21 protein-coding genes, 1 tRNA gene and 1 pseudogene are annotated in these 23,910 nt (G+C 33.6%); 5 read left to right on the forward strand and 18 right to left on the reverse strand.

Annotation, left to right across the window (positions count from 1 at the left end; all coding sequences use genetic code 11):
- Positions 1-108: 108 nt before the first annotated feature.
- From ilvN to FA048_RS13460, 7 genes are all read right to left on the reverse strand, one after another.
- Positions 109-711: an acetolactate synthase small subunit gene (gene ilvN, locus FA048_RS13430; protein WP_136841846.1), complete on the reverse strand. Its 603-nt coding sequence runs from the start codon at positions 709-711 to the stop codon at positions 109-111.
- Positions 712-759: 48 nt separating this feature from the next.
- On the reverse strand, positions 760-2,499 hold the full coding sequence (gene ilvB / locus FA048_RS13435) for a biosynthetic-type acetolactate synthase large subunit (protein ID WP_136841848.1): 1,740 nt from the start codon (positions 2,497-2,499) through the stop codon (positions 760-762).
- Positions 2,500-2,503: 4 nt separating this feature from the next.
- Positions 2,504-4,186, reverse strand: a complete 1,683-nt coding sequence (gene ilvD / locus FA048_RS13440) for a dihydroxy-acid dehydratase (RefSeq protein ID WP_205943486.1) — start codon at positions 4,184-4,186, stop codon at positions 2,504-2,506.
- Positions 4,187-4,497: 311 nt separating this feature from the next.
- Positions 4,498-5,388, reverse strand: coding sequence for a branched-chain amino acid transaminase (locus tag FA048_RS13445; RefSeq protein WP_136841850.1), 891 nt, complete (start codon positions 5,386-5,388; stop codon positions 4,498-4,500).
- An 898-nt stretch (positions 5,389-6,286) separates the two neighbouring features.
- Entirely contained in the window at positions 6,287-6,535 is a 249-nt protein-coding gene (gene atpC, locus FA048_RS13450; RefSeq protein ID WP_136841852.1) for an ATP synthase F1 subunit epsilon, read from the reverse strand.
- An 82-nt stretch (positions 6,536-6,617) separates the two neighbouring features.
- Positions 6,618-8,120: a F0F1 ATP synthase subunit beta gene (gene atpD, locus FA048_RS13455; RefSeq protein WP_136841854.1), complete on the reverse strand. Its 1,503-nt coding sequence runs from the start codon at positions 8,118-8,120 to the stop codon at positions 6,618-6,620.
- 206 nt (positions 8,121-8,326) lie between these two features.
- Positions 8,327-8,914 carry a hypothetical protein gene (locus FA048_RS13460; protein WP_136841856.1) on the reverse strand — a complete coding sequence of 196 codons (588 nt, stop codon included), beginning with the start codon at positions 8,912-8,914 and terminating at the stop codon, positions 8,327-8,329.
- A gap of 96 nt (positions 8,915-9,010) precedes the next feature.
- Here FA048_RS13460 and FA048_RS13465 point away from each other — a divergent pair, with 96 nt between their 5' ends.
- From FA048_RS13465 to obgE, 5 genes are all read left to right on the forward strand, one after another.
- Positions 9,011-9,931: an SDR family oxidoreductase gene (locus FA048_RS13465; protein WP_136841858.1), complete on the forward strand. Its 921-nt coding sequence runs from the start codon at positions 9,011-9,013 to the stop codon at positions 9,929-9,931.
- A 77-nt stretch (positions 9,932-10,008) separates the two neighbouring features.
- The gene (locus tag FA048_RS13470; RefSeq protein ID WP_136841860.1) at positions 10,009-10,473 is read left to right on the forward strand and encodes a redoxin domain-containing protein; all 465 of its coding nucleotides are present in this window, start codon (positions 10,009-10,011) and stop codon (positions 10,471-10,473) included.
- A gap of 112 nt (positions 10,474-10,585) precedes the next feature.
- Positions 10,586-10,662: transfer RNA gene (locus FA048_RS13475), tRNA-Arg, on the forward strand.
- A 60-nt stretch (positions 10,663-10,722) separates the two neighbouring features.
- The gene (locus FA048_RS13480; protein ID WP_136841862.1) at positions 10,723-11,292 is read left to right on the forward strand and encodes an adenylate kinase; all 570 of its coding nucleotides are present in this window, start codon (positions 10,723-10,725) and stop codon (positions 11,290-11,292) included.
- Positions 11,293-11,362: 70 nt separating this feature from the next.
- Positions 11,363-12,367, forward strand: coding sequence for a GTPase ObgE (obgE, locus tag FA048_RS13485; protein WP_136841864.1), 1,005 nt, complete (start codon positions 11,363-11,365; stop codon positions 12,365-12,367).
- A gap of 47 nt (positions 12,368-12,414) precedes the next feature.
- Here obgE and FA048_RS13490 read toward each other — a convergent pair whose 3' ends face one another.
- The 11 genes and pseudogenes from FA048_RS13490 to FA048_RS13545 form a co-directional block, all read right to left on the reverse strand.
- Positions 12,415-12,969, reverse strand: coding sequence for a WcaF family extracellular polysaccharide biosynthesis acetyltransferase (locus FA048_RS13490; RefSeq protein WP_136841866.1), 555 nt, complete (start codon positions 12,967-12,969; stop codon positions 12,415-12,417).
- Positions 12,947-14,450, reverse strand: a pseudogene (gene xrtY / locus FA048_RS20190) (exosortase Y). Before xrtY ends, FA048_RS13490 begins: the two are co-directional and overlap by 23 nt.
- On the reverse strand, positions 14,450-15,073 hold the full coding sequence (locus tag FA048_RS13505) for a class I SAM-dependent methyltransferase (protein WP_136841872.1): 624 nt from the start codon (positions 15,071-15,073) through the stop codon (positions 14,450-14,452). The pseudogene xrtY and the gene FA048_RS13505 overlap by 1 nt, the downstream one beginning before the upstream one ends.
- Complete coding sequence (locus tag FA048_RS13510) at positions 15,073-16,236, reverse strand: XrtY-associated glycosyltransferase XYAG1 (RefSeq protein ID WP_136841874.1); 1,164 nt, start codon at positions 16,234-16,236, stop codon at positions 15,073-15,075. The genes FA048_RS13505 and FA048_RS13510 overlap by 1 nt, the downstream gene beginning before the upstream one ends.
- Positions 16,199-17,656, reverse strand: a complete 1,458-nt coding sequence (locus FA048_RS13515; RefSeq protein ID WP_394347493.1) for an exosortase Y-associated Wzy-like protein — start codon at positions 17,654-17,656, stop codon at positions 16,199-16,201. The genes FA048_RS13510 and FA048_RS13515 overlap by 38 nt, the downstream gene beginning before the upstream one ends.
- The gene (locus FA048_RS13520) at positions 17,643-18,794 is read right to left on the reverse strand and encodes a glycosyltransferase family 4 protein (RefSeq protein WP_136841878.1); all 1,152 of its coding nucleotides are present in this window, start codon (positions 18,792-18,794) and stop codon (positions 17,643-17,645) included. Before FA048_RS13520 ends, FA048_RS13515 begins: the two co-directional genes overlap by 14 nt.
- A 109-nt stretch (positions 18,795-18,903) precedes the next feature.
- Positions 18,904-19,530, reverse strand: coding sequence for a class I SAM-dependent methyltransferase (locus tag FA048_RS13525; RefSeq protein WP_136841880.1), 627 nt, complete (start codon positions 19,528-19,530; stop codon positions 18,904-18,906).
- A 15-nt stretch (positions 19,531-19,545) separates the two neighbouring features.
- Positions 19,546-20,832, reverse strand: a complete 1,287-nt coding sequence (locus tag FA048_RS13530) for a glycosyltransferase family protein (protein ID WP_225872542.1) — start codon at positions 20,830-20,832, stop codon at positions 19,546-19,548.
- Positions 20,829-22,070 (reverse strand): glycosyltransferase family protein, encoded by a 1,242-nt coding sequence (locus FA048_RS13535; protein WP_136841882.1) that lies wholly within the window; start codon positions 22,068-22,070, stop codon positions 20,829-20,831. The genes FA048_RS13530 and FA048_RS13535 overlap by 4 nt, the downstream gene beginning before the upstream one ends.
- Complete coding sequence (locus FA048_RS13540; protein WP_136841884.1) at positions 22,067-23,017, reverse strand: hypothetical protein; 951 nt, start codon at positions 23,015-23,017, stop codon at positions 22,067-22,069. Before FA048_RS13540 ends, FA048_RS13535 begins: the two co-directional genes overlap by 4 nt.
- 21 nt (positions 23,018-23,038) lie before the next feature.
- Positions 23,039-23,908, reverse strand: a complete 870-nt coding sequence (locus tag FA048_RS13545) for an FkbM family methyltransferase (RefSeq protein ID WP_136841886.1) — start codon at positions 23,906-23,908, stop codon at positions 23,039-23,041.
- Positions 23,909-23,910 lie beyond the last annotated feature (2 nt).

The following is a 23,910-nucleotide window of genomic DNA, read 5'->3' on the forward strand; positions in this document are numbered from 1 at the left end:
CTGTGTTTCAAACAATGCATTTTGCTTTAGCCTTTCCGCTTTCTTCTTTCTCCTACGTCTGTGCTTCAAACTCTGTATTTCGCTTTAGTCTTTTTGCTTTGAGCTTACTTACATTGTAAAAACCTTCTCTCCTTTGTCCAGATATTCATTTTCAATCACATCCTGACCTGGTTCTTCACGTTCAAACTCTCTAAGTTTAGCATTAAAACCTTCGCTATCTTTAATGATTGCAACTCTTGCACTACGTACAAATTCAATTAATCCATGAGGCTGTAAAACCTCAATCAATTTATCGGTTTCCTCTCTGTGTCCAGTAGTTTCAAAAACAGTATAGTCCTTTCTAATTACAACTACACGTGCACCATGCTCACGAAGCAAGCGTTCTACCAGTACTTTTTCAGCAATTTCTTCTGTAGGAACTTTATAAAGTGCCATTTCTTGCCAAATGATATCTTCATTGGTGTTATAGTATACTTTTAATACCTCTATCTGTTTTTCAATTTGGCGGGCAAGCTTTCTTACTACATCTTCCGCTTCATGAATAAGGATATTGAAGCGATGAATGTGTTCAATCTCAGAAGGAGAGACATTTAAACTTTCTATATTGATTTTTCTCCTTGAAAAAATAATCGCAATCCGATTCAATAATCCGATTTGGTTTTCGGTATAAACGGTTATTGTAAATTCTTGTTTATTATGTTCTGTACTCATAGCAACAATTTTTTATTTTATAAACTCCCCCTTCAGGGGGTTGGGGGGTTATTTCAATCTAATTTCACTTACACTACATCCCTGTGGTACCATTGGGAATACATTATTTTCTTTGGTAACCATCACTTCTAATAAATAAGAACCTTTGTGGTTAAGCATCTCGTTTAATGAACTAACTAAATCATCGCGTTCTGAAACTCTTTTGCCAGCGATGTAATATGACTCTGCCAATTTCACAAAATCAGGGCTAGTGATGTCTACAAAAGAATAGCGTTTTTGGTTAAACAACTCTTGCCATTGACGAACCATTCCTAAGAAGCGATTATTTAAAATCATGATTTTAACATCAGCTCCAAATTGCATGATGGTACCCAATTCCTGTAATGTCATCTGGAAACCTCCATCACCAATAACAGCTACAACCGTTTTGTCTGGTGCTCCATATTTAGCGCCAATTGCAGCAGGTAAGCCAAAGCCCATTGTACCTAAACCACCACTGGTTATATTGCTACGCGTATTATTGAATTTAGCGTAACGACAAGCCACCATTTGGTGCTGACCAACATCACTTACAATGATCGCTTCACCTTTGGTTAAGATATTCAATTGGTTAATTACTTCACCCATGGTTAATTCACCACTAGTTGGATTTAGTTCTTTGTGAATAACAGCATCAACTTCAGCTTTGGTATATTCTCTAAATTTAGCAAGCCAATCTGTATGTTTTTTCTCATCAACTAGCTCAGTTAAAAGAGGTAAAGTATCTTTACAATCTCCCCAAACTGGAACAGTTGATTTTACATTTTTATCAATTTCAGCAGGGTCAATATCTAAATGAACCAATTTTGCTTGTTTTGCATATTTATCTAAACGACCCGTTACACGGTCATCAAAACGCATCCCGATAGCAATTAAAACATCACATTCGTTAGTTAAAACATTAGGCCCATAGTTACCATGCATACCCAACATGCCTACGTTTAACTCATGGTCTGTTGGAATTGCACCAGCACCTAAGATTGTCCAGGCTGCTGGAATGCCACTTTTTTCTACAAATGCTTTAAATTCTTTTTCGGCTTTGCCTAATAAAACACCTTGACCAAATAAGATAAATGGTTTTTTAGCTTCATTAATTAGCTTGGCAGCCTCTACAATGTATTCTTTACGGATATTTGGTTTTGGTCTATAGCTACGGATATGATTGCATGGTACATATCCCTCATAATTGAATAACTGCATTTGTGCATTTTTTGTAATATCAATTAATACAGGCCCCGGTCTGCCGGTACGAGCAATGTAAAATGCTTTCGCCAATACACTCGGAATTTCTTTAGCATCAGTAACCTGATAATTCCATTTGGTAACAGGTGTAGTGATATTAATTACATCCGTTTCTTGAAAAGCATCAGTACCTAAAAGATGAGCAAAAACTTGACCAGTGATACAAACCAATGGTGTGCTATCTATTTGTGCATCTGCAAGTCCGGTTACTAAATTTGTAGCACCTGGTCCACTGGTTGCGAATACCACACCCACTTTTCCAGAACTACGGGCATACCCTTGTCCAGCGTGAATACCACCTTGCTCATGGCGAACTAAAATGTGTTGTAATTTATCTTTATAATCATAAATCGCATCATAAATTGGCATAATTGCACCACCCGGATATCCAAAAATGACATCGGTTCCTTCTGCAATTAATCCTTCTAATAACGCTACAGAACCTGTAACTTCTATAAATGTTTTAGTCTCTGGCGTACTTGTTACTTCTTTTTGTAATGTTTCCATAGTTTTAATATTCATCAGTTACACAACCACTGGCTGCATCTGATACTGTTTTAGCATATTTATATAAAACCCCTTTTGTAACTTTTAATGCAGGCTGAACATATTTTTTTCTTCGTTCTGCGATAACTTCTTCGCTAACTTGTAAGCTAATGATGTTATTCACTGCGTCGATTAGAATGCGGTCTTCATCTTCAACCAATCCAATTAAACCACCTTTATAAGATTCTGGTGTAATGTGGCCAACCACAAAACCGTGTGTGCCTCCAGAAAAACGGCCATCGGTAATTAAGGCGACTGATTTTCCTAAACCAGCACCAATAATTGCTGATGTTGGCTTTAACATTTCAGGCATACCTGGTGCACCAACCGGTCCAGAGTTTTTAATAACAATTACATCACCAGGCTGAACGCGACCACTAGAAATTCCTGCAATTAAATCATGTTCCCCATCAAATACACGTGCTGGTCCTTCAAATTTTTCGCCCTCTTTACCAGAGATTTTGGCAACTGACCCTTTTTCAGCTAAGTTTCCGTACAAAATTTGCAAGTGACCAGTTGCTTTAATTGGCTCGCTTAATTTTTGAATTATTTTTTGGTCATAATCGATAATCGATTTCACATCAGCTAAATTTTCAGCTACAGTTTTTCCGGTTACAGTTAAACAATCTCCATGTAGTAAACCCTCATTTAACAAATATTTTAATACTGCAGGGATACCTCCATATTGATGTAAATCCTGCATCAAGTATTTTCCACTTGGTTTAAAATCAGCAAGCACAGGAGTTATATCACTCATTTTTTGGAAATCATCTTGCGTAATTTCTATGCCAATTGCTTTACCCATTGCAATAAAGTGCAATACAGCATTAGTACTCCCACCTAAAATGATAATTGAACGAATTGCATTTTCAAATGCTTTTCTTGTCATAATATCAGATGGTTTGATATCTTTTTCTAATAATATTCTAATATACTTTCCAGCATCTAAACACTCTTGTTTTTTATCATCACTTATTGCAGGATTTGAAGAAGAATATGGCAAACTCATACCCAAAGCCTCAATTGCTGATGCCATGGTATTTGCAGTGTACATACCACCACAGGCACCAGCACCAGGGCAAGTATGTTTGATGATGCCCTGATAGTCTTCCTCAGAAAGATTACCACAGATTTTTTGGCCCAATGCTTCAAAAGCAGAAACAATATTTAATTCCTCACCTTTGTAATGTCCTGGGGCAATCGTTCCACCGTATATCATAATAGATGGACGATCTAAACGAGCCATAGCCATAATTGCACCTGGCATATTTTTATCGCACCCAGGGATAGAGATTATCCCATCATAGTATTGACCGCCACAAATGGTTTCAATACTATCTGCAATTACATCACGGCTTACTAAAGAGTAACGCATACCATCGGTGCCATTACTCATTCCATCACTAACGCCAATGGTGTTAAAAATCAAACCCACTAAATCATTTTTCCAAACACCAGTCTTAACCACTTGAGCCAAATCGTTCAAGTGCATGTTACAAGTGTTGCCATCATAACCCATACTGGCAATACCAACCTGAGCTTTTTGCATATCACTATCAGTTAATCCAATTCCATACAACATGGCTTGCGCTGCTGGTTGCGTTGGGTCTTGTGTAAATGTTTTACTGTATTTGTTGATTTCGTTCATTGTTTCTTTATCTGTATTCGGTCGTATCAATTATTTAATTTGAGGCAAAAAAAAACCGCCTCGTTAGGGAGGCGGTTTCGATATTGTATATTTTTATATTATACGCAACGATTTCCACCTCTATTTTTAGAAATGACAATAATAATGTTGCTAATAATGTTTGTATATAGATTCATGTCGATGACTGAATTACAAACATACTAACTAATTAAAAAAAACAAAGAACAAATATTGTCTATTTCTTTACTATAATTGCCGCGATACTTTTTCAATTTAGTTTGTAAGTATCGGTTGATAATTTAGTTAACCAACTAAATTATCACTTCATAATTTACCTTCTCTAGTACAAGGTTTTTGTATGCCCTTTGTATAATGTAGCCAATGCTATCGCCCCATCTTTGTCGGTAAACTACTTCATCAATAGTATGGATACCAATGATTTCGGCTGCAGTTCCACAAAAGAAAGCACTATCAGCATTTTTCAATTCGGCAACACTAATATTTTTTTCTATAATTTCTACATCTAACATTTTGCAGAGCTCTATTACTGTTGCACGAGTAATTCCTGCCAAGATATTCCCTAAAGCCGGAGTATATAATTTTCCGTCTTTTTCAATAAAAATATTTGCTCCAGAACCCTCTGCTATATTTTCATTCATGTCTAAGAGTAAAGCTTCATCAAATCCTCTTTTCTTAGCGTCAGTTGTTGCTAAAATTGAGTTTACATAATGTCCGCTAATTTTTGCCTCAACAAAAGTTGATTTTGGATTTGGCCTTTGAAAAGGTGAAATGCATACTTTTAATTGTTTATCTCCAAGATAGGCGCCCCATTCCCAAGCACAGATCATAATATTAACTTTACTTGGAGCAATTAAAGTCATGTTAGGGTCGCTATAAACGATAGGACGGATATATGCATCCTTCAAATTGTTTTTTTCCAATAAGCGGTAGGTTTTCTTGATCAATTCTTTATTGTCCCATGGATATGGCATACCAACCAACTCACAAGACTTTTTTAGCCTTTCAAAATGTGCTGCGATTTTAAATATTCTAGTTGCATTATGCGTTTTATAAGCCCTAATGCCTTCAAATGCAGCTAATCCATAATGTAAAGATTGGCCATACAAATCTGTTTTTGCATCAGCGGCTTTTACGAACTGGCCGTTTAAATAGATTACCGTTTGTGAATCGTAGTATTGCATTTTAATTTCTTTATTTAAAAAAAGCGTCCCTTTTTTGTAAGGGACGCTTTGGTATATTTGAGTATTAATTCATTTTATAGCGACCCTTGCTGCTTACTTAGTAGCAGAATAATAATAGCAATAAGAATGACTAATAAAGTTGGTCGTGAAACCACTCTATTTGTGTTACTTAAACTAAAATTAATTGGGTTGTACATTGTCATTGTTTTATAAAAACCAATTTAGTTTTTAGTTCAGAAACTAGCAAGGCTTATTGTAAAATAAATCAAAAAAAATTTAATTCCGATTTAACTTGGTTTGCAAAATATAATATTGTTATTACGGGTATATTCAGGCAAGACAGCGGTAAGATGTAGACTAAATATGGAATCGGTATTCGGTCTGTTTATTATGCTTGCATTATAATTTGACGATTTTCGGCGTAAAATTGGAATAGTGATGAAAAAACTGTTCAAAGTTTTCTGTTTTGAAGCGCAAATTTCTGCAACTATTATAGTTAGTCCTGCCATCCACTTTACGTCGCTTCGCTTTGTGTTCGTTCCTGTCAGGGCTAGTTAACTTAGGCTTGTGCAAGGAACCCGTAATAGTTGCACAGCAGGTTGTAAAATAAACCTGATTGAGCTGGCAGCCCCGAATTTTTATAAGGGCTATAGGTAAAAGCAGGAGTGACTCTAATATGAAATAATGAAATGCTTTTCAAATATTGAGATTCACCATAAGGAATTTAAGAAAATATAGGAGATAGTTTGCTAGAGCTTGCTCTTAAACGCACTTATATTTCTTATATGGTTTAAAAGCTAAATATTATAAATGAGATTGCTGTCGCCGCTCCGAGGTTAAATAACAAAAAAGCCTTCCCGATATTTCGAGAAGGCTCTTAAAGTGTTTTTATAAAAGCTTAAGCTACTACAGCTTCTGCTAATACAATTATTTTATTATCCAGAACTTCTACAACGCCGCCTTTAATATTAAAGATCTCTTCGCCGTTGCTGTTTCCCTTAATAATTACAGGACCATCTTCTAAAGTAGAGATAATAGGAGCGTGGTCTTTCAAAATTTGAAAAGAACCTAAAGTTCCTGGAACTGTAACTGCCGTTACTTCCCCTTCGAAAACTTTTTTATCTGGAGTTAATATTTCTAAAGTCATTTTTAAAGTTTTACGTTTTACGTTTTAAGTTTTAAGTGTTTCCACCTTGACTTATAACGTATAACTTATTACGTACAACGTATTAGTTTGATTCTGCTAATAATTTTTTACCTTTTTCGATAGCTTCTTCAATGCTACCAACTAAGTTAAATGCAGCTTCTGGATATTCATCAACTTCACCATCCATGATCATGTTAAATCCTTTAATGGTATCTTTAATGTCAACCAATACACCTTTTAAGCCTGTAAATTGCTCAGCTACGTGGAAAGGTTGAGATAAGAAACGTTGAACACGACGAGCTCTTGATACTACTAATTTATCTTCTTCAGATAATTCATCCATACCTAAAATCGCAATGATATCTTGTAATTCTTTATAACGCTGTAAAGTTTCTTTCACACGTTGAGCTGTGTTGTAATGCTCATCGCCTAAAACAGCAGGAGAAAGGATACGAGAAGTAGAATCTAGTGGATCTACTGCTGGATAAATACCTAGCTCAGCGATTTTACGAGAAAGTACTGTTGTTGCATCTAAGTGGGCAAAAGTTGTAGCCGGTGCAGGGTCAGTTAAATCATCTGCAGGTACATATACAGCTTGTACTGAAGTAATTGAGCCACGTTTAGTTGAAGTAATACGTTCTTGCATTAAACCCATCTCAGTTGCCAATGTTGGTTGGTAACCTACCGCAGATGGCATACGACCTAATAATGCCGAAACCTCAGAACCTGCTTGAGTGAAACGGAAGATGTTATCAACGAAGAAAAGGATATCTTTTCCAGCGCCTTCGCCATCACCATCACGGAAATATTCTGCAACTGTTAATCCTGATAATGCTACACGAGCACGTGCACCAGGAGGTTCGTTCATCTGACCGAATACCAATGTTGCTTTAGATTCTTTTAATTTTTCTGTATCAACAGATTTTAAATCCCATCCACCTTTTTCCATTGAGTGTAAGAATTCATCACCATAGTTAATTACACCTGATTCGATAAACTCACGCAATAAATCGTTACCCTCACGAGTACGCTCACCTACACCAGCGAATACTGATAAACCAGCATAAGCTTTAGCGATGTTGTTTACCAACTCCATGATCAATACCGTTTTACCCACACCAGCACCACCGAACAAACCAATTTTACCACCTTTTGCATAAGGTTCTAATAAATCGATAACTTTAATACCAGTAAAAAGTACTTCAGTTTCAGTAGATAGATCTTCGAAACGAGGAGGAGCATTGTGAATTGGACGACCACCAGTTTTATCAACTGGAGTAATACCATCAATAGCTTCACCAACTACATTGAATAAACGGCCTTTAATTTGATCTCCAACCGGCATTTTGATCGGTGCACCAGTATCTAGTGCTTCCATACCACGTACCAAACCATCTGTAGAATCCATCGCAATGGCACGTACACGGTCTTCACCAAGGTGTTGCTGAACTTCAAGAACGATCTTCTGTCCGTTTTCTTTAGTAATCTCTAATGCAGAGAAAATTTTAGGTAAATGAGCATCGTTAGCAAAACTTACGTCAACTACCGGTCCTATGATCTGCGCTATTTTTCCAATGTTAGGCATATATTGTTTTTGATAAAATTATAAAAATCAAAATGTTAAAGGCGTTTTTCAACGCTTGTATTTCGGTCTGCAAAGCTAAGAGTTTTCTGTTAAAATTTTATATATAAATTAAAAGTTTTTCCACAGTTTTTTGATATTGTCATCTCTATAATAAATGCGGCGTAAAATTCATCATTCTATGCCTTATTTATCACTTTAAATTTTAACTAAAAACTATAACCTACGCTAAATCCTGGCCAAAGTTTGTAAAATAAATCATCCCCAACACGGCTTTTCGAATAATCATCCTGAGATAATTTTACTAGGAGCCCAGCACGATACATTAAACCACCTTCTGGTTTTTGATGACGAAAGCCTAATCTAAGCACAGTTACTTTGGCGGTTTTCACCTCAGTATCTATGATTTCATTATTACTATTTAATTTATAATTGGAAACAAGGTTGAACAACGATAAACCAATGCCCCCCTCAAAAAAATTCTTACTTTCGGTTTTTTTGCTATAAAGAATATTTAGTTCTAGAGGAAAGGACCACTTTCCGTAAGTAGGGGCATCTTTCTTATTTCTTGGTATGAACTCAAAACCTACTCTTGGGGCTAGCTTAAAATGAGTCGAAATTGGGATAATTCTATCATAATTAGCAGAGTATAAAATACCGTTACCACCTAATTCTATATATATAGAATTCTTTTTCATTTGCTGTGCAGCTGCACTAAAGCTAATTAAGACTAGACTTAAAAATAGAAATGGTAATAAGTTTTTGTTTAAATAAATTTTTGTTAGTTTGTTTTTCATTTTAATTGTTAATTAAATACTATCGATTAACAATAGGGAGGATGCGAAACAAATATATTACATTTAAGCGATTACAACATATAGGAATAAATAAAAATGAAAACAGTATTAGTAACAGGTAGTAATGGGCTTTTGGGGCAAAAATTAACTGAAAAAGTTTTAAAAGATGGGGGTGTAAATTTAGTGGCTACTTCAAAAGGAGAAAACCGCTATCCCGTTAAAGAAGGTTATCAGTATGCAGAAATGGATATTTTAAATCCTGCAGAAGTTAAAGCGGTAATTGAGCAGTATAAACCTGATGCAATTATTCATACAGCAGCAATGACTAATGTAGATACCTGTGAAGATGAAAAAGAACTTGCTTATGCACTAAATGTAGAAGCGGTAGCTACCTTGATCTCACTTAGCGAAGAGCACAATATTCAATTGGTGCACTTATCTACCGATTTTATATTTGATGGGAAAAAAGGTCCTTATGATGAATTGGCGGCACCAAACCCATTGAGTTATTACGGAGAAACGAAATTGAAGGCTGAGGAATTGATTAAAAATTCTAGTGCTAAATGGGCTATTTTGCGTACTATAATAGTATATGGTATTGTAAGTGATATGAGTAGAAGCAACATTGTTCTTTGGGCAAAAGGAGCACTGGAGAAAGGAAACCCATTAAATATAGTAAATGATCAATGGCGCATGCCTACTTTGGCAGAAGATTTAGCTGATATTTGCTTGCTTGCTGTTAAACACGATGCACATGGAGTTTATAATGCTTCTGGTAAGGATATGATGAGCATTGCTGAGTTAGTAGCTCGTGTAGCAGATTTTTGGAAATTAGATAAAAGTCTGATTAACGAAATTAGCGCAGAAACTTTAAATCAAACTGCTAAACGCCCTAAAAGAACAGGTTTTATTTTAGACAAAGCCATGACCGAATTAAATTATCATCCACATAGCTTTGAAGAAGGGTTAGAGATTTTGGACAAACAAATCAAAGAAAGAAATCAATCAGTTCATTAGTTATTTAGCTAACTGTAAAATATTAAAGAACAGTAGCTCAGTGACCAATAAAGTAGTAAACATTAACAAATTAAAATATGTCATTACAAGTAGGAGATAAAGCTCCAGATTTTAAATTATTCAGTTCAGAACTTAAAGAGGTTTCATTAAATGATTACAAGGGAAAGAAATTAGTAGTACACTTTTTTCCCATGGCCTTTACAGGAACATGTACCACCCAATTATGTACAATGAGAGATAGCTTTGGTTATTATGAAGGAATGAATGCAGCTGTTGTTGGTGTATCGGTAGATTCGCCTTTTACATTAGCAAAATTTAAAGAAGATCAGTCTTATCAATTCCCATTATTATCAGATTTTAATAAAGAAGCATCTCAGGCTTATGGTGCTTTTTATGATGAATTTGTATTTAATTTGAAAGGAGTTTCTAAAAGAGCTGCCTTTGTTGTTAATGAAGAGGGAGCGGTTATTTATGCAGAAGTGTTAGAAAATGCAGGTGATTTGCCGGATTTTGAAGCAATTAAGAAAGTAGTTAGCAGCTAAGAATTAGCTAATTAGCTAAGTGCGTAATTAGCTAATCTAATTAATTCGATAAAAAAATTGCTAAAGTGAATTTCAAGCGTTACTTTTGCAATCCGTTAACCATACGGATAATGCATTTGTAGCTCAATTGGATAGAGCATCTCACTACGGATGAGAAGGTTTGGGGTTCGAATCCCTACAAGTGCACCAACATTGAAGAGCCTTGCTGCCAACAGGCGGTAAGGCTTTTAACTTTTAAAGACAACCTTAATGCTGAATTTAGTTCTCTTTGGCCCTCCAGGTGCAGGCAAAGGCACCCAATCTGAAAAACTGATTAACAAATATCAGTTAGTGCATATATCTACAGGAGATCTCTTTAGAGCACATATTAAAAATCAAACTGCTTTAGGAAAAAAAGTAAGTAAACTTATTGCAGAAGGAGAATTAGTTCCTGATAAGATTACTATTGATATGTTAGAGGAAGAAATTGATAAAAATCCGAATGCAAAAGGATTTGTATTTGATGGTTTTCCTAGAACCATTCCTCAGGCTGTAGAGTTAGATAAGTTTTTAGAAGGAAAAGGAAGTAGAATTGATGGTGTGATAGCACTTGATGTTGATAAGGACGAGCTAGTTAAACGTGTTGCTTTGCGTCAAAAAGAAACAGGTAGGTTAGATGATCAAGCAGAGAAATCTCAAAAACGTATTGATGAGTATTTCAATAAGATCATACTTGTATTACCTTACTACGATGAGCAAAAAAAGCTGACCAAAATTAATGGTATAGGTAATATTGAAGATATTTTTAATGGCTTATGCGCCGTTATTGATAAATATTAAATTATAAAAAAATAACAGATAGCGGGAAAGATTTTCAGTTCTTCCCGCTTTTTTGTTTTAAATAGTTGTTATGTCACAGGGATCAAATTTTGTAGATTACGTAAAGATATGTTGCCGTTCTGGCAAAGGGGGTGCAGGTTCTGCTCATTTGCATCGTGATAAGCTAACGTCGACAGGTGGCCCAGATGGGGGTGATGGAGGAAGAGGTGGCCATGTAATCCTAAAAGGAAATTCACAATTTTGGACTTTACTTCATTTAAAATATCGTAAGCATATTATTGCCGAAGATGGTTTAAGTGGTGGAAGTAGTCAGAAAACAGGAAAGACCGGTAAGGACGAAATTTTAGAAGTTCCGTTGGGTACAATTGCCAGAGATGCAGAAACTGGTGAGATCTTATTCGAGATTACCGAAGATGGAGAAACCAAGATATTAACTCCAGGTGGAAGGGGTGGATTAGGTAATTGGCATTTCAAGACACCAACTTTACAAACTCCGCGTTTTGCTCAACCAGGTGAATCTGGTAAAGAGGAGTGGATGGTTTTAGAATTAAAGGTGTTAGCCGATGTAGGATTGGTGGGTTTTCCAAATGCTGGAAAATCAACATTGCTTTCTGTATTATCAGCTGCTAAACCTGAGATTGCTGATTATCCTTTTACAACCTTAGTGCCTAATTTAGGCATTGTTTCTTACCGTAATGGAAAATCTTTTGTAATGGCAGATATTCCTGGAATTATTGAAGGTGCATCAAAAGGAAAAGGATTAGGGTTTAGATTTTTACGTCATATTGAACGTAATTCTGTTTTACTTTTTATGGTGCCAGCAGATACAAGTAGGACGATTAAAGAAGAGTATGAAATTTTGCTGAATGAATTACAGGAATATAATCCAGAGTTGATGCAAAAGCCACATTTATTGGCAATTACAAAATCAGACATGCTTGATGAGGAATTAAAAGCAGAAATGAAAAAAGACTTACCTACTATTCCATCCATTTTTATCTCATCGGTTGCCCAACAAGGGATAACAGAATTGAAAGATATGTTATGGATGGCAATTAATACCCCCAATCCCTAAAGGGGAGTTTAGAATTATTGGTAGATAACCAATTAATAGTAAACTGATTAATCAATAATTCTATCTTTAATCTTTACTGCAGGGTTACCTTGATAAATAGTATAGGCAGCTAAATTTTTTGTAGCTACAGATCCAACGGTTAATACGGCATGAGAGGCAACGGTTACACCAGGACAAACAATTGCCTTAGCGCCAATCCAAGCCCCATCTTCTAAAAAAATTGGTTTTGTAATCAAATCAAATCCAATTTTTTTAAAGTTATGATTACCTGTTAAAAGCATTGCTTTTTGAGAGATGCATACATTTTGCCCAATTGTAACTTCAGCTAAATTCTCTATTCTACATTCTGCTAACCAAGAATAATCGCCTATAGTTAATTTCCAAGGATAATGGATATAGATATATGGCTTAATCCTTACCTCTTTTCCAATTTTTGCTCCAAATAACCTTAATATAAAAACAAGTACTGAGCTTATTGGTATTAATCCTGAACGGAAAAATAACATACTAACTAAATACCAGCAAAATACCTTAAAAAAAGACGCTCCTACATTAAACTCTTTTTTATCAAAGTCTTTTTTAAGTTTTGTTTGATTTTTCAACTTTAGAATCTATCACTTGTTTAACAATAGGATTGGTATTCTTTTTTATCCAATAATATAGGACCAAAAATATAATAATGTAAACAATAATATTAAATACCTCGTGATGGTAAGTAAAATTATTTCTTTGAGAATTAAAGAAACCTAAGAGAACTCCTAATGCCACAATTCTAAACATATTTAGCAAGTAAATTAAAATAAGGCCAAAAATTAAGAGCTTGATTTTAGCTTTAGTTTTTGCTGGAAAAGCAATTGCGAAGGCTGCTAAAAAAGACATCACACCTAATCCTAAACAAGCATAATTAATTCGTAGATGTGGGCCACTAATTACAAGTATATCCATTTCATTATAAATGGCATAAAATCCAAAAAGCTTTATTAACCAAACAGCTGGAACAATTAGTGTTGTTTTTAAACCTTGTATATAATCAAAATGGGTGGCAACAAACGAGTTGTAAAATCTTCCTCCTTCACTCATTACACTATTCATAAAGAGATTACCTTGACTAAAGAGGAAATAAAAAAATAGCAGCTTAACAATGAAAATTATTGCAGCTTTATTTGCCTTTTTTTTATCGTTTACAGGTTGTTCCATTCTTACGGGATGAGTGTTAATTTTTAGGCGAATTTACGTCTTTTGATTTTATAATTTCTTTGATTTTTACATCAACCATCAATCTAAACCAAAACCCTTGTAAAAAATGAAATAAAATACCAGTTGAACCGTCGAATATGCCAAGCTTATAAATTAAACGATAGCTTAAATACAGAAAAGGCCTTAAGCCCAAAGGCAATTTCCACCATAATCTTTTTAAAGAAGCATTACGTTCATCTGGACTACCAAAAAATTTTGGTTTAATAGTTTGGCCACGTAGGTTATTTAACCTTTCTACTTCTTCTTGAGCTATTAAATCACTGTATTTATTATGCTTATCTATCCAAAAACTTATTCTATTCTCTTTTAGGTTCTCTTCTAATATATGCCCTTTTTTCCAGATAATTGTTTTTTCAGCAACAATGAACCTATGGTCCATATTCTCATTCAGGTCTGAATATCCAATATCGGTTCTAAACATTTTTAGCAAATATTTAGGATAAAATCCACCATATTTAATCCATTTACCTTTAAAGAAGTTCTTTCGATTGAAATAGATGCCATTTACATTTAAAAAGTTTTCGTTTTTAAAAGTTTGCAATTGTAAAAAAAGTTCAGGAGTTACAATTTGATCGGCATCTAATCCAATAATCCAAGGAGTTTTAATATCAAAATTTTGTAGGGCAAAATCCCATTGTTTGGGGTGATTTTCAAAAGCATGAATTTTAACTTCCGCTTTATATTCTTGGGCAATTTTTAAAGTATCATCAGTACTTCCAGAATCCAAAATATAAATTGGTGCATTTAAACCTTCAATAGATTTGAGTAACCTAGGTAAATGTTGTTCTTCATTAAAAGTTAAAATGATAAAACTAAAATCTGTCATTATATTTTGGCTTTAATTACCATAGATTTCCAAATATAAGGCATCCTTCCACAGCCTATAAAATCAGTTATTGTAAATCCTTGTTCTTCTAACAATTGGGTTATTGTGTTTTTAGACCAAAATTTAATATGACCCCCATCAAATAATGGATTTACATGTTTGTCCCAATTACCCATTACTGATATAATTAAGTTTTTTAAATAGCCATGATAGGGTGTACTTAAAATCAATTCTCCACCACCATTTTTTAACAAGATGTTTTTACAAAACAACGCAAATTTTCTTGGATCATATAAGTGTTCTATTACCTCAGTAGAAATAATGGTGTTAAAATTTAGATGTGCTAGTTTTTCTGGAAGCTCATCTTTAGAAAGATCCTGTAGTGCAAAACGGTCAGGAAATGATTCTGAAGCAATTTGTATGCCTTTCTCTGAAGCGTCTGTACCATAGGCATCAAATCCTTTTGCTAATAGGAGTTTTACTAAAGCTCCATTTCCGCACCCTAAATCAAGTATTTTTTGATTTTTATGAGCACCTAATAAATTTAGTATGGGTTGATCTAAATATTGGTGAGCATGAGATGCGTTGGCATGTTGAAAACCAAAATCTTTATATACAGACATTAATTTACTTGTTGATAAAATGAAATATATTGATGAATTAACTCTTCTGAGCTAAAGTCATTTTTTACAATTTTAGGTGCTATTTTACGAATCTCTACTCGCTTATTCTTATCCTTATAAGCATTTTCTATATTCGTCTGAATACTTTTACTTGTTAAATCAGTGACCCAACCAAAATCATTTTTAGTTACGTAATCAGCTAAACCAACTTGGTTTGAGAGTAAAACAGCTGTGCCAACACTTAAACTTTCTACTACAACATTCGCAAAATTTTCATTGTATGAAGATAATACCATTAAATGATGCTCTGCTAATAATTTAAATTTATCACTATTGTTAATCTGACCAACCCAATTTATTTGGTTATTAAGGTTTAAACTTTCGACTTTGTTCTTTAGCTCAGCAATATAGTTCTCTTCTCCAGAACCAGCTATAGTTAATGTCCAATCAAACTGCAATCCAGCTAAAGCCTCAAGCAATAATTCTAAACCTTTTTTCTCTTCAATCCTAGATAAAAAAATAAGTTTAAAAACGCTTTCTTGCTCTAACGATTGAACAAATTCATATTTATCGTTTTTTGAAAGTTCTACAAGATTTGGAATGACTGTAATACTTTTTGGATTTATAAATTGCAATATATCTTGCTTTTCTTTTCCGCTAGTTGCATGTATATGGCAATATGCTAATAGCTTTTTACCCATTAAAGAATGAATAATGGATTTAATACTTGCATTTCTATTGCCCAAAGTATAGTTTGTTAACATTCCTCGAGGTGATAAAACAACTGGAATATTATACCATTTGGCTATTTGGCAACTAAAAATTGAAATCAAATTCCACCAGGCGTGAATGTGTATTACTAATTTACTCTGGTTTTGACCTTGTAAAATGAGGTGCCTTAATTTTTTTAAAAGACTTGGTGAAAAGTGTGTATGATCTTTAGTTAACCTTTTAAAATAGGTAACAGTTACACCATCAACTTTTTGAGGTTTATTTGTAGCAACATTTAATTCGGTTTTACCGTTGGCAGTAGTTGTTAGAACTTCAAGCTCAACTTCATTTTCAGTCAATACTTCACATAATTTAGCTACAGACATGGTTGGTCCACCGTAAATGTGAGCCGGTTTATAAGCTGCTGTTATCTGCAGTATTTTTATTCGCATGTAATTCTATTATTGTATTTGATTTTTTTAATACCCAAAAAATGGCAAACATGGATAAATAGCCATAGAATATATTGTTAAGCAAGAATTCGAAATTATTACCTCGCCATAAATTTTGAAAGATAGCATTGAATATTACAATACAACCTAATTCATAGCCCCCAAATAAATCTTCTGCTTTATTGCAAATCCATTGAGTTATATAACCATACAAGAAAATGGAAATAAATACTCCTATAAAGCCTGCACTTACATAACCATCAACCACTGGTCTAGTTTTGGCTGAAACAGTAGAAATCCTATTGGCCACACCAGCTTCATATACACGTTGCATAGATACTGTTTCGGTCACAAATTTATTTGGCCAAAGCGATCTTGGGATAATAGCTAAGATGGAGTTCTTGAGGATTTCAAAACCATAATAATCCCTTTCTGCTGGGATATGCTCTACAAATCTAGTAAACATATTAATTTCACTTAAGCGGTTGGTTAAAAACCCCCAATTAGTTTCATCAATCGCTGGTTCATCATTTGCTATTAAGGCATTAAATGCTTCTGTTCTTGCTTCTGTTGCTGATTTTTCACCGTTCCATGATTGAGACCGTATTATATTCGCAAAAGTTGGTAGTATATATAATAGAATATAAATTGTAGGTATTGCTAAGGTTAAAATAGTTTTTCTATAATAAGGATAAAGCAAAAAACTAATAATAATGATGTTAATAATGATACTTTCTTTGTAACCAGTTAACGTTGAGGCTAAAAAGTTAAAAGCAAATAAACCACCTCCAAATATCATATACCCTCTTTTTTTTTGAACAACGCCCCTAACAAATACAAAGGCACTACAGGTAATTGAAACGTTAATTAATCCAAAAGAGAATTGATAGATACTCGGTATGCGAGAGGCCAATACTCCGAAACTATAACAAAATACACATAGCCAGATTAGAAAGAAATCTAGATTAAGATTTAATTTATGCCTAATAACTGGAAACTGTTTGATTTGTAAAATTATTCCTGTTACTAATGCAGCATGTGCTAATACTGCCATACGTTGACATTTGGCAATAATATAAGTTCCTTCATTTACTTTAAACGGCTGCCGGCTTACTTTATTAAAATATTCATAACCCATATGGTCCATAAAGTAAAAAATAGAAGTGCAGCACATAAAACCGGCAAATATCAATTGAATAAGTACAATTGGGCGCATTATTTGCTTCGTTAATGATAAATCTAAAGAGATAAACCGAACCTTAGAAAGTAACGTCCAGTAAAAAATAAAGAATGACCCTAACCATGCTACAAAAAACGAAATAACTGGGTCTATTTGAACAATTATAGATAATATCCAAGGGATATATATCAATATTAATACTTTTTGCCTGGACTGGTTTTGAATATTATCTGTTAACATATTTGTAAACTGCATTTACTTGCTGTTCAAAACTCCAGTCTTGAATGTGATTGAAGGCATTTATACCTTTGGTTTTTAAGGTTGCTTTATCTTTTGTTAAAGCTATTAATTTTTGTGTCAAATCTGATAAATCTTGATTTTTAAAAGTCGAGCCATTATCTTCATTTACTAAATCTAAGTAGCAACCAACTTTATCAGAAGTCAATACTGCTTTACCAGCAGCCATTGCCTCATTTACTGCTAATCCCCAAGTTTCCCCAGGTCCTTTAGAAGGTAAACAAAATAAATCACAAGCTTGATAAACTGCAGGCATAGCGGTTTGATTTTGGAAATCCATGAAATGTATGTGTGTTAATTTTTGGTTAATCACTTTTGATTTTAAAATTTCTTCCAAAATTCCATTTCCAACAAAAAGCAAATGAACATTACTTTTTGTTAAATTTTTAAAAGCTTCCAATAATAATTCTGGATCTTTTTTAGGCTCTAATTTGCCAGCAAACAATATCAAGATATCGTCTTTATTGATGTTGAGCCTTTCTCTGATTTTAATCGATTCATTGTCTTTATTTGTAGAGAAACGAGCATTATCTATGGCATGAGGTGCAAATACTAACTGATTTTCACCTAAACCATATTTTTTAAAATATGCTTTATTGGCTGTGCCTACATAAAATGCAGTATCAATTTGTTGATATACCCATTTAAGTAATATACCTTTTAATAAGTTTTTAAAGCTGACACTTTGGTCTAACAACATTGAATCGCCTCTAAAATAGACAGGGATTTTCCCTTTAAAATGGCGCATAATTTTTAAATGACTAACGTAGCTCCAACCATAAATTAAAATAGCATCTGGCTGATAGGCATTAATTTTGGCTATGGCATCTGGATTGATAATTCCTTTAAAATGGTGGCTACCTTTATCTTTGGCTTTATTATCTAAAAACTCATAATCATAATCACTCAATAGGGGGATATCCCATTCAATTTTTTTCTTAAAACCATGGTCAAATTTATTTAGATGTTGATTTCCTGCAGTATAAAATACTTTAATATTCATTTTTTTGGCTAGCAATTGAAATACTGGCGCATAATATTGAATAGGATGAGTACTAATGATTGCTAGTTTTTTAGTCATTAGGGCTAAATATTCTCAACATTAAGATTTTTAAATTGATGAAGTAAGGTATCATATTGAATACGAAATGCACAAGTGTTTTTAGCATTATTTAAGCAATTTATTGATTTCACTTTCTGCATTCTATTGCAACTGCATCAACAAACCTGTCATCTTGCTCTACTGCTATAAAGTTTTTATCCTCACTATCGTTAAACTCACATCTTCTACAATTTGTAAAACCAGCATTAGTCAACTCATTTATAAGCGATTTTTCATCCCACATCCATAGATGTTTAGAATTTCCAGAGATTTCTTTCAGTATTCCCATTAGACTGGTATTTCTATTTTCTATGCCTAACCCAGTTGCTCTCATAAACTCTGAGGCTGGATCATTTATAACATTATAGTTCTTGAGGTACTTTTCTGCAAGTTTTTTTAAATCAGGTACTACGCATCTAAAAATTCCATTGGTTTTTAACAGTTTATAAGTGTTTTTTAAAGCTGTTTTTAAATCTTGGTAAGCTAAATGTTCAAGAACATGAGAACAATAAATCCCATCACAACTGTCTTCTTTCTCGGGTAAGCCAGTTATAATATCTCCGTAACTTACATTTTTAGGGAATCTTTGCTCATTTTTAACATAGAGTTTTCCTAAAATAGGAATTCTTTCAAATCTTAAAGTAGGAGAGGCATCATAATTTTTCCAGCCGTCTGCAGAACTAAAACCACAACCATATTGTACATATAAACTCATTTGATCTAGTAAATTTTAACGTGAAACTACTGCATTAAATATGTCTACTTGTTTCTTTGTTAAAAAAGAAGCAGTATAAGGCTCAAATGCTTGCCAATTTGTTAAAGGTGTTTCTTTTTGAATAACATTTTGTAAATAAGCTTTCAGTATAGCAAAAACTTGTGATGAATTTTGATCTAATGTAATCAAATGTCCAGCATTACATTCTTTTAAAATATCACCTGCACTACTTAATGGATGAAAAATACCTAATAATGGTTTTTTAGCCAAAATATAAGGATATAATTTAGACGCTGTATAGGTAGGGCTGGATGAACCTATAATGATTAAACCATCTGCTTTTAGCAGACCTTTAATACTGTGATAAAAACCAATACGATCAGTATATTCAGTTACGTAGTGACCAATACCAAGGCTTTCTGCGATGGGTTGGAGTGTCGCTACACCTTTACCATTTGGTGCATAACTAGTGCCAATAAAATGAAAATGAATTTGATTAAATAAGTGAGACTCTTGCTGTATGCCACATTTAAAACCTTCAAATAAAATTTTGATTGCTTGTTGCATGTCATAACCACCTCTGCCAATGTATACTAGATTGATTTTGCCCGTTTCTTGAGTATAAGCTAATTCCAAATTTTTATCATTATTAGCGGCAATTTTAAAATCTAGATCAAATGCACCAAAGGTGATAACTTTACTTGGTACTGATTTTATGTGAGGGTATCGTTCTTCTAAGACCTTAATATATCCATCAGAAACGCTAATTAGCGCAGCTACGCTTTTCATCGCAATCGGCTCTAAATATTTATTAAGGCGATAAGAAAACCAATATTTTTTAGGTCGTTGGGCCTTGGGTTTATCTTGATAAAAATCAGAATACCAAGGATCTTGCATATCTATAACATATGGAACGTTAAACTTTTTTTTCCAATAGGCCCCTAAAATGCAGACAGGAAACTGTGTAGTAGAAAAATAAATTAAATCATATTTTTTATCGCAAAGTAATTCATCAACTTTTTTGCGATAAAACCATAAAGAGCGTAATGCAATGCTCCCTAGACCAAATTTAGCAGTCCATTTTTTAGAAAATGCTTTTACCTTATGAATGATAATATGATTAGGGATTGATTCTATTAGAAGCGGGTCTTTTACAAAATCAACATAATTTTCATCCACAGTAACAACCTCTGTTTCCCAATCGAAATCATTAAAATAAGGCAAGCTCATCCTCACACGTTGCATATCTGCTGTATTAATTGGGGGGAAGTATGGTGAAATGATAAGTAAACGCTTTTTCAAGAGGATTTAGCTACTAATTGTTGATTAATAATTGATAGAAATTTTTCTTTTTCAATTTCCCAATTTAATGTTTCATTAGCATATTTAAACGATTGCTGTTGATATTGAATTAATAATTCCTCATTTTCAATGCAATTTTTAATAATTCTGACAAGGCTAACTGGATCTTTCTTTTCATAAACCTCTCCCATGTTTGCATATTCAGCCATAAACTGTTTTTGGGCAGCTGTATCTGATGCTATAATAGCCAAGCCGGCTTGTACATAGGTAAATATCTTATTTGTTAAGCAAATATCTCGATTTTTAGGAGTGCTAATTTCAGTAGCTAGGCCAATATCAAATTTAGAAGCGAAAGAGAAAATTTCATCTGCAGGTATGGGTGGGTAATAAAAGATGACATTATTTTCTAAACCATTTTCTTGTAAAATGGTTGAGAAATGGTTTCGTATTGATACATCAATATTTCCCAGTAGGTGGAGTTCAATAGCATGTGCTTTTAAAATGCCCATAGCTTTAATCACTTCCTCAAGTCCACGTTTTAGACCTATTGTTTGAGAGAACCAAAATAACCTTAGTGAGCCATTTTTAGGCATTTTTAGCGTATGATTAGCTTGTCTCGGAAAAACATTTAATATGTTTGTAGGTGCTAGTGATGGATATAATTCTTTGTAAGCCGAACTAATTAATGGACTAGCGGAAGTAAAATAATCAAGCTGTTTAATGTACTTATCTTCAATATAGGTATTGAGTAAAACAGCGGGGTTTAATTTGTCATCACTAGTCTCATTTCTATGAAAGTCTTCAGCATCAAAACCACATTTTGAATGGTTTTTTTTCGCTGCTACTACTGCAGCCGGAAGTGCAGCAAGATTGTGAGCGATGTAAAGGTCTGCAGGAATGTTTTTTGCTTTTTGCATCAATAGCAATGTGCATCTGCCCAAAGCCAATTCACTAATCTTATCCCTTAAACCGAACCATTTAACAAGTAATTTTGATGCCTTATGCAAAAGTCTAGTTTCCCAATACATAAATCTATTGGATGTTGGGCTTCCGCCAATACAAATTGCTTCCCACTTACTATTCTGTAAAATTGTCTCATCTAGCTTTGTTGCCCATTCTGTCCAATGTTGATAGATTACAGTTACTTTATATCCAGCATCGGCCAAAGCATCGGCTTCTTTAACTAAGCGAGGATTTATTGATGGCTGCCCAGAGGTTAAAATTAATATCGATTTCAATTTTTATTTAAGAATTCTACCCAAGCACTTAACTGAATATTTTCATGACCCAATTGTTTTTCAGGAACTACACCATTATTCACACTTAATATAATTTCGGGTAAAAGATTAATGTATACTATTGGCTTATTAAGGGGGTGTAAAGACCAACAGTCATCAGCACTCATCATAAATCTGTACTTTCCTGCATATTTAAATCGTTTAAAAAACATGTTTTCAACTGCTCTAGGATAGCCTCTGTTTAAATATTTCACTAACAAGGTTTCTACTAATGCAGGTCCTTTTAAGATAGGGAGCATTTTTTCTAATCTTTCTTTATCAATTAAAAATTGCCTAGCTGAAAAAAACTCATCCTTAAAGCCGTTGGTTACAACTTTAAATTTCGACCAATGATCATAACTGGGTTTAGAAATTTTAAGCCCATTTAATGGGGCAGCTCCAGGGCAAATAGAAATACAATCCGTGTTTTGTTCTAATAGTTGTATAGCCTTTTCATACCATACAAAATCTGGTTTCTGATATAAAAGCATATCGCCATCAAAATGCAATACATATCTGGTTTTGCATAATTCTAATCCAGCTAAATAAGAAGTTATCCCTATTCCACCATATTCATGAGTTTCTTTTACAATATTTCTTAAATATTTCTTTGAAGTTATTGCTACTAAGGGGTCTCCTTTTTCAATAAAATAAATGTCAGAGACTATTCCTTTAGCTAGTAGTGAGTTGGCAATTTCTTTAATTTTTAATACATTTTCACTATAGGTGGGCTCTGGGTATTTTTTTGATGGATTTACAAGTTTAGTTTGCTGCGGTTTACAACAATCCACCACTAACAACCTTCTTTTTATAGATGAATGTTGATTTACTAAAGCTGGAACTGTTAAATGGGCATAATTTATGTCACCAGGTGATAAATTTATCTGTAAAGTAATGTTTTGATCCAATTGGCTATATTATATTTTTATTTAGAATGATGCCTTGCTCATTAGTAATTGGGTATTTACCCATTCAATATCAAATGTAGCAAAGTAATTTTCTCTGCTTTTTTGGTAATCTACATTATGAAGTTGATTAGTCGAAACATCATATCTACATAATTTATATGCTTTAGATGATAAATATGCTACAAGTTCTTCAGGTTTAATGTTTGCATTTTTAAGTCCTTCATTAATCTCCAGTTGAATTACTTTAATTAATTTGTCGTCAAGCAATTTTTCTGCACCTTTTAAGACTGATAACTCGAATCCTTCGGTGTCTATTTTTATAAATTTGAAATCACTTATATGTTCCTTGGTAGCATATGTATCTAATCTAACTGATTTTTTTGGAGCATTTTTTCCATTTAGTTGCTCTGTAATATGATTTTCTCCATCTAATTCTGTAGTAAAATTTAAGGTTCCGTCTATTTCACTTACAATTAAATTATTTATCGCAACTGTTTCAGATAATGCATTAATATTTACGTTGTCCTTTAAGCGATTAAAATTAATATCATCAGGCTCAAACGCATGTATTTTGCCTGTTTTAACGAATTTAGACATCCATATAGTATAGAAGCCCATGTTACTTCCAACATCGCCAACCTGATCATCCGGTTTTAAAAATCGACTAATAAAATTGAACTCTTCCCAATCTACAATATAATTATACATTAGCCACATGCCATGAAAAGAATCGAAGTTCAAATAAATTTTACGATCCTCCCAAAGAGGATAAATCACATTTTTTAATTTAAATAGGCGAATAGTTTTCCAGTAAAAAAAGCGTTTTAATGCAAATAACTTATTTTTTTGGTTAAACTCAGATTTAAAAAGGCTATTTATAGACTTAAGCATTG

Source organism: Pedobacter polaris (assembly GCF_005116505.1).
Taxonomy (GTDB): Bacteria; Bacteroidota; Bacteroidia; order Sphingobacteriales; family Sphingobacteriaceae; genus Pedobacter; species Pedobacter polaris.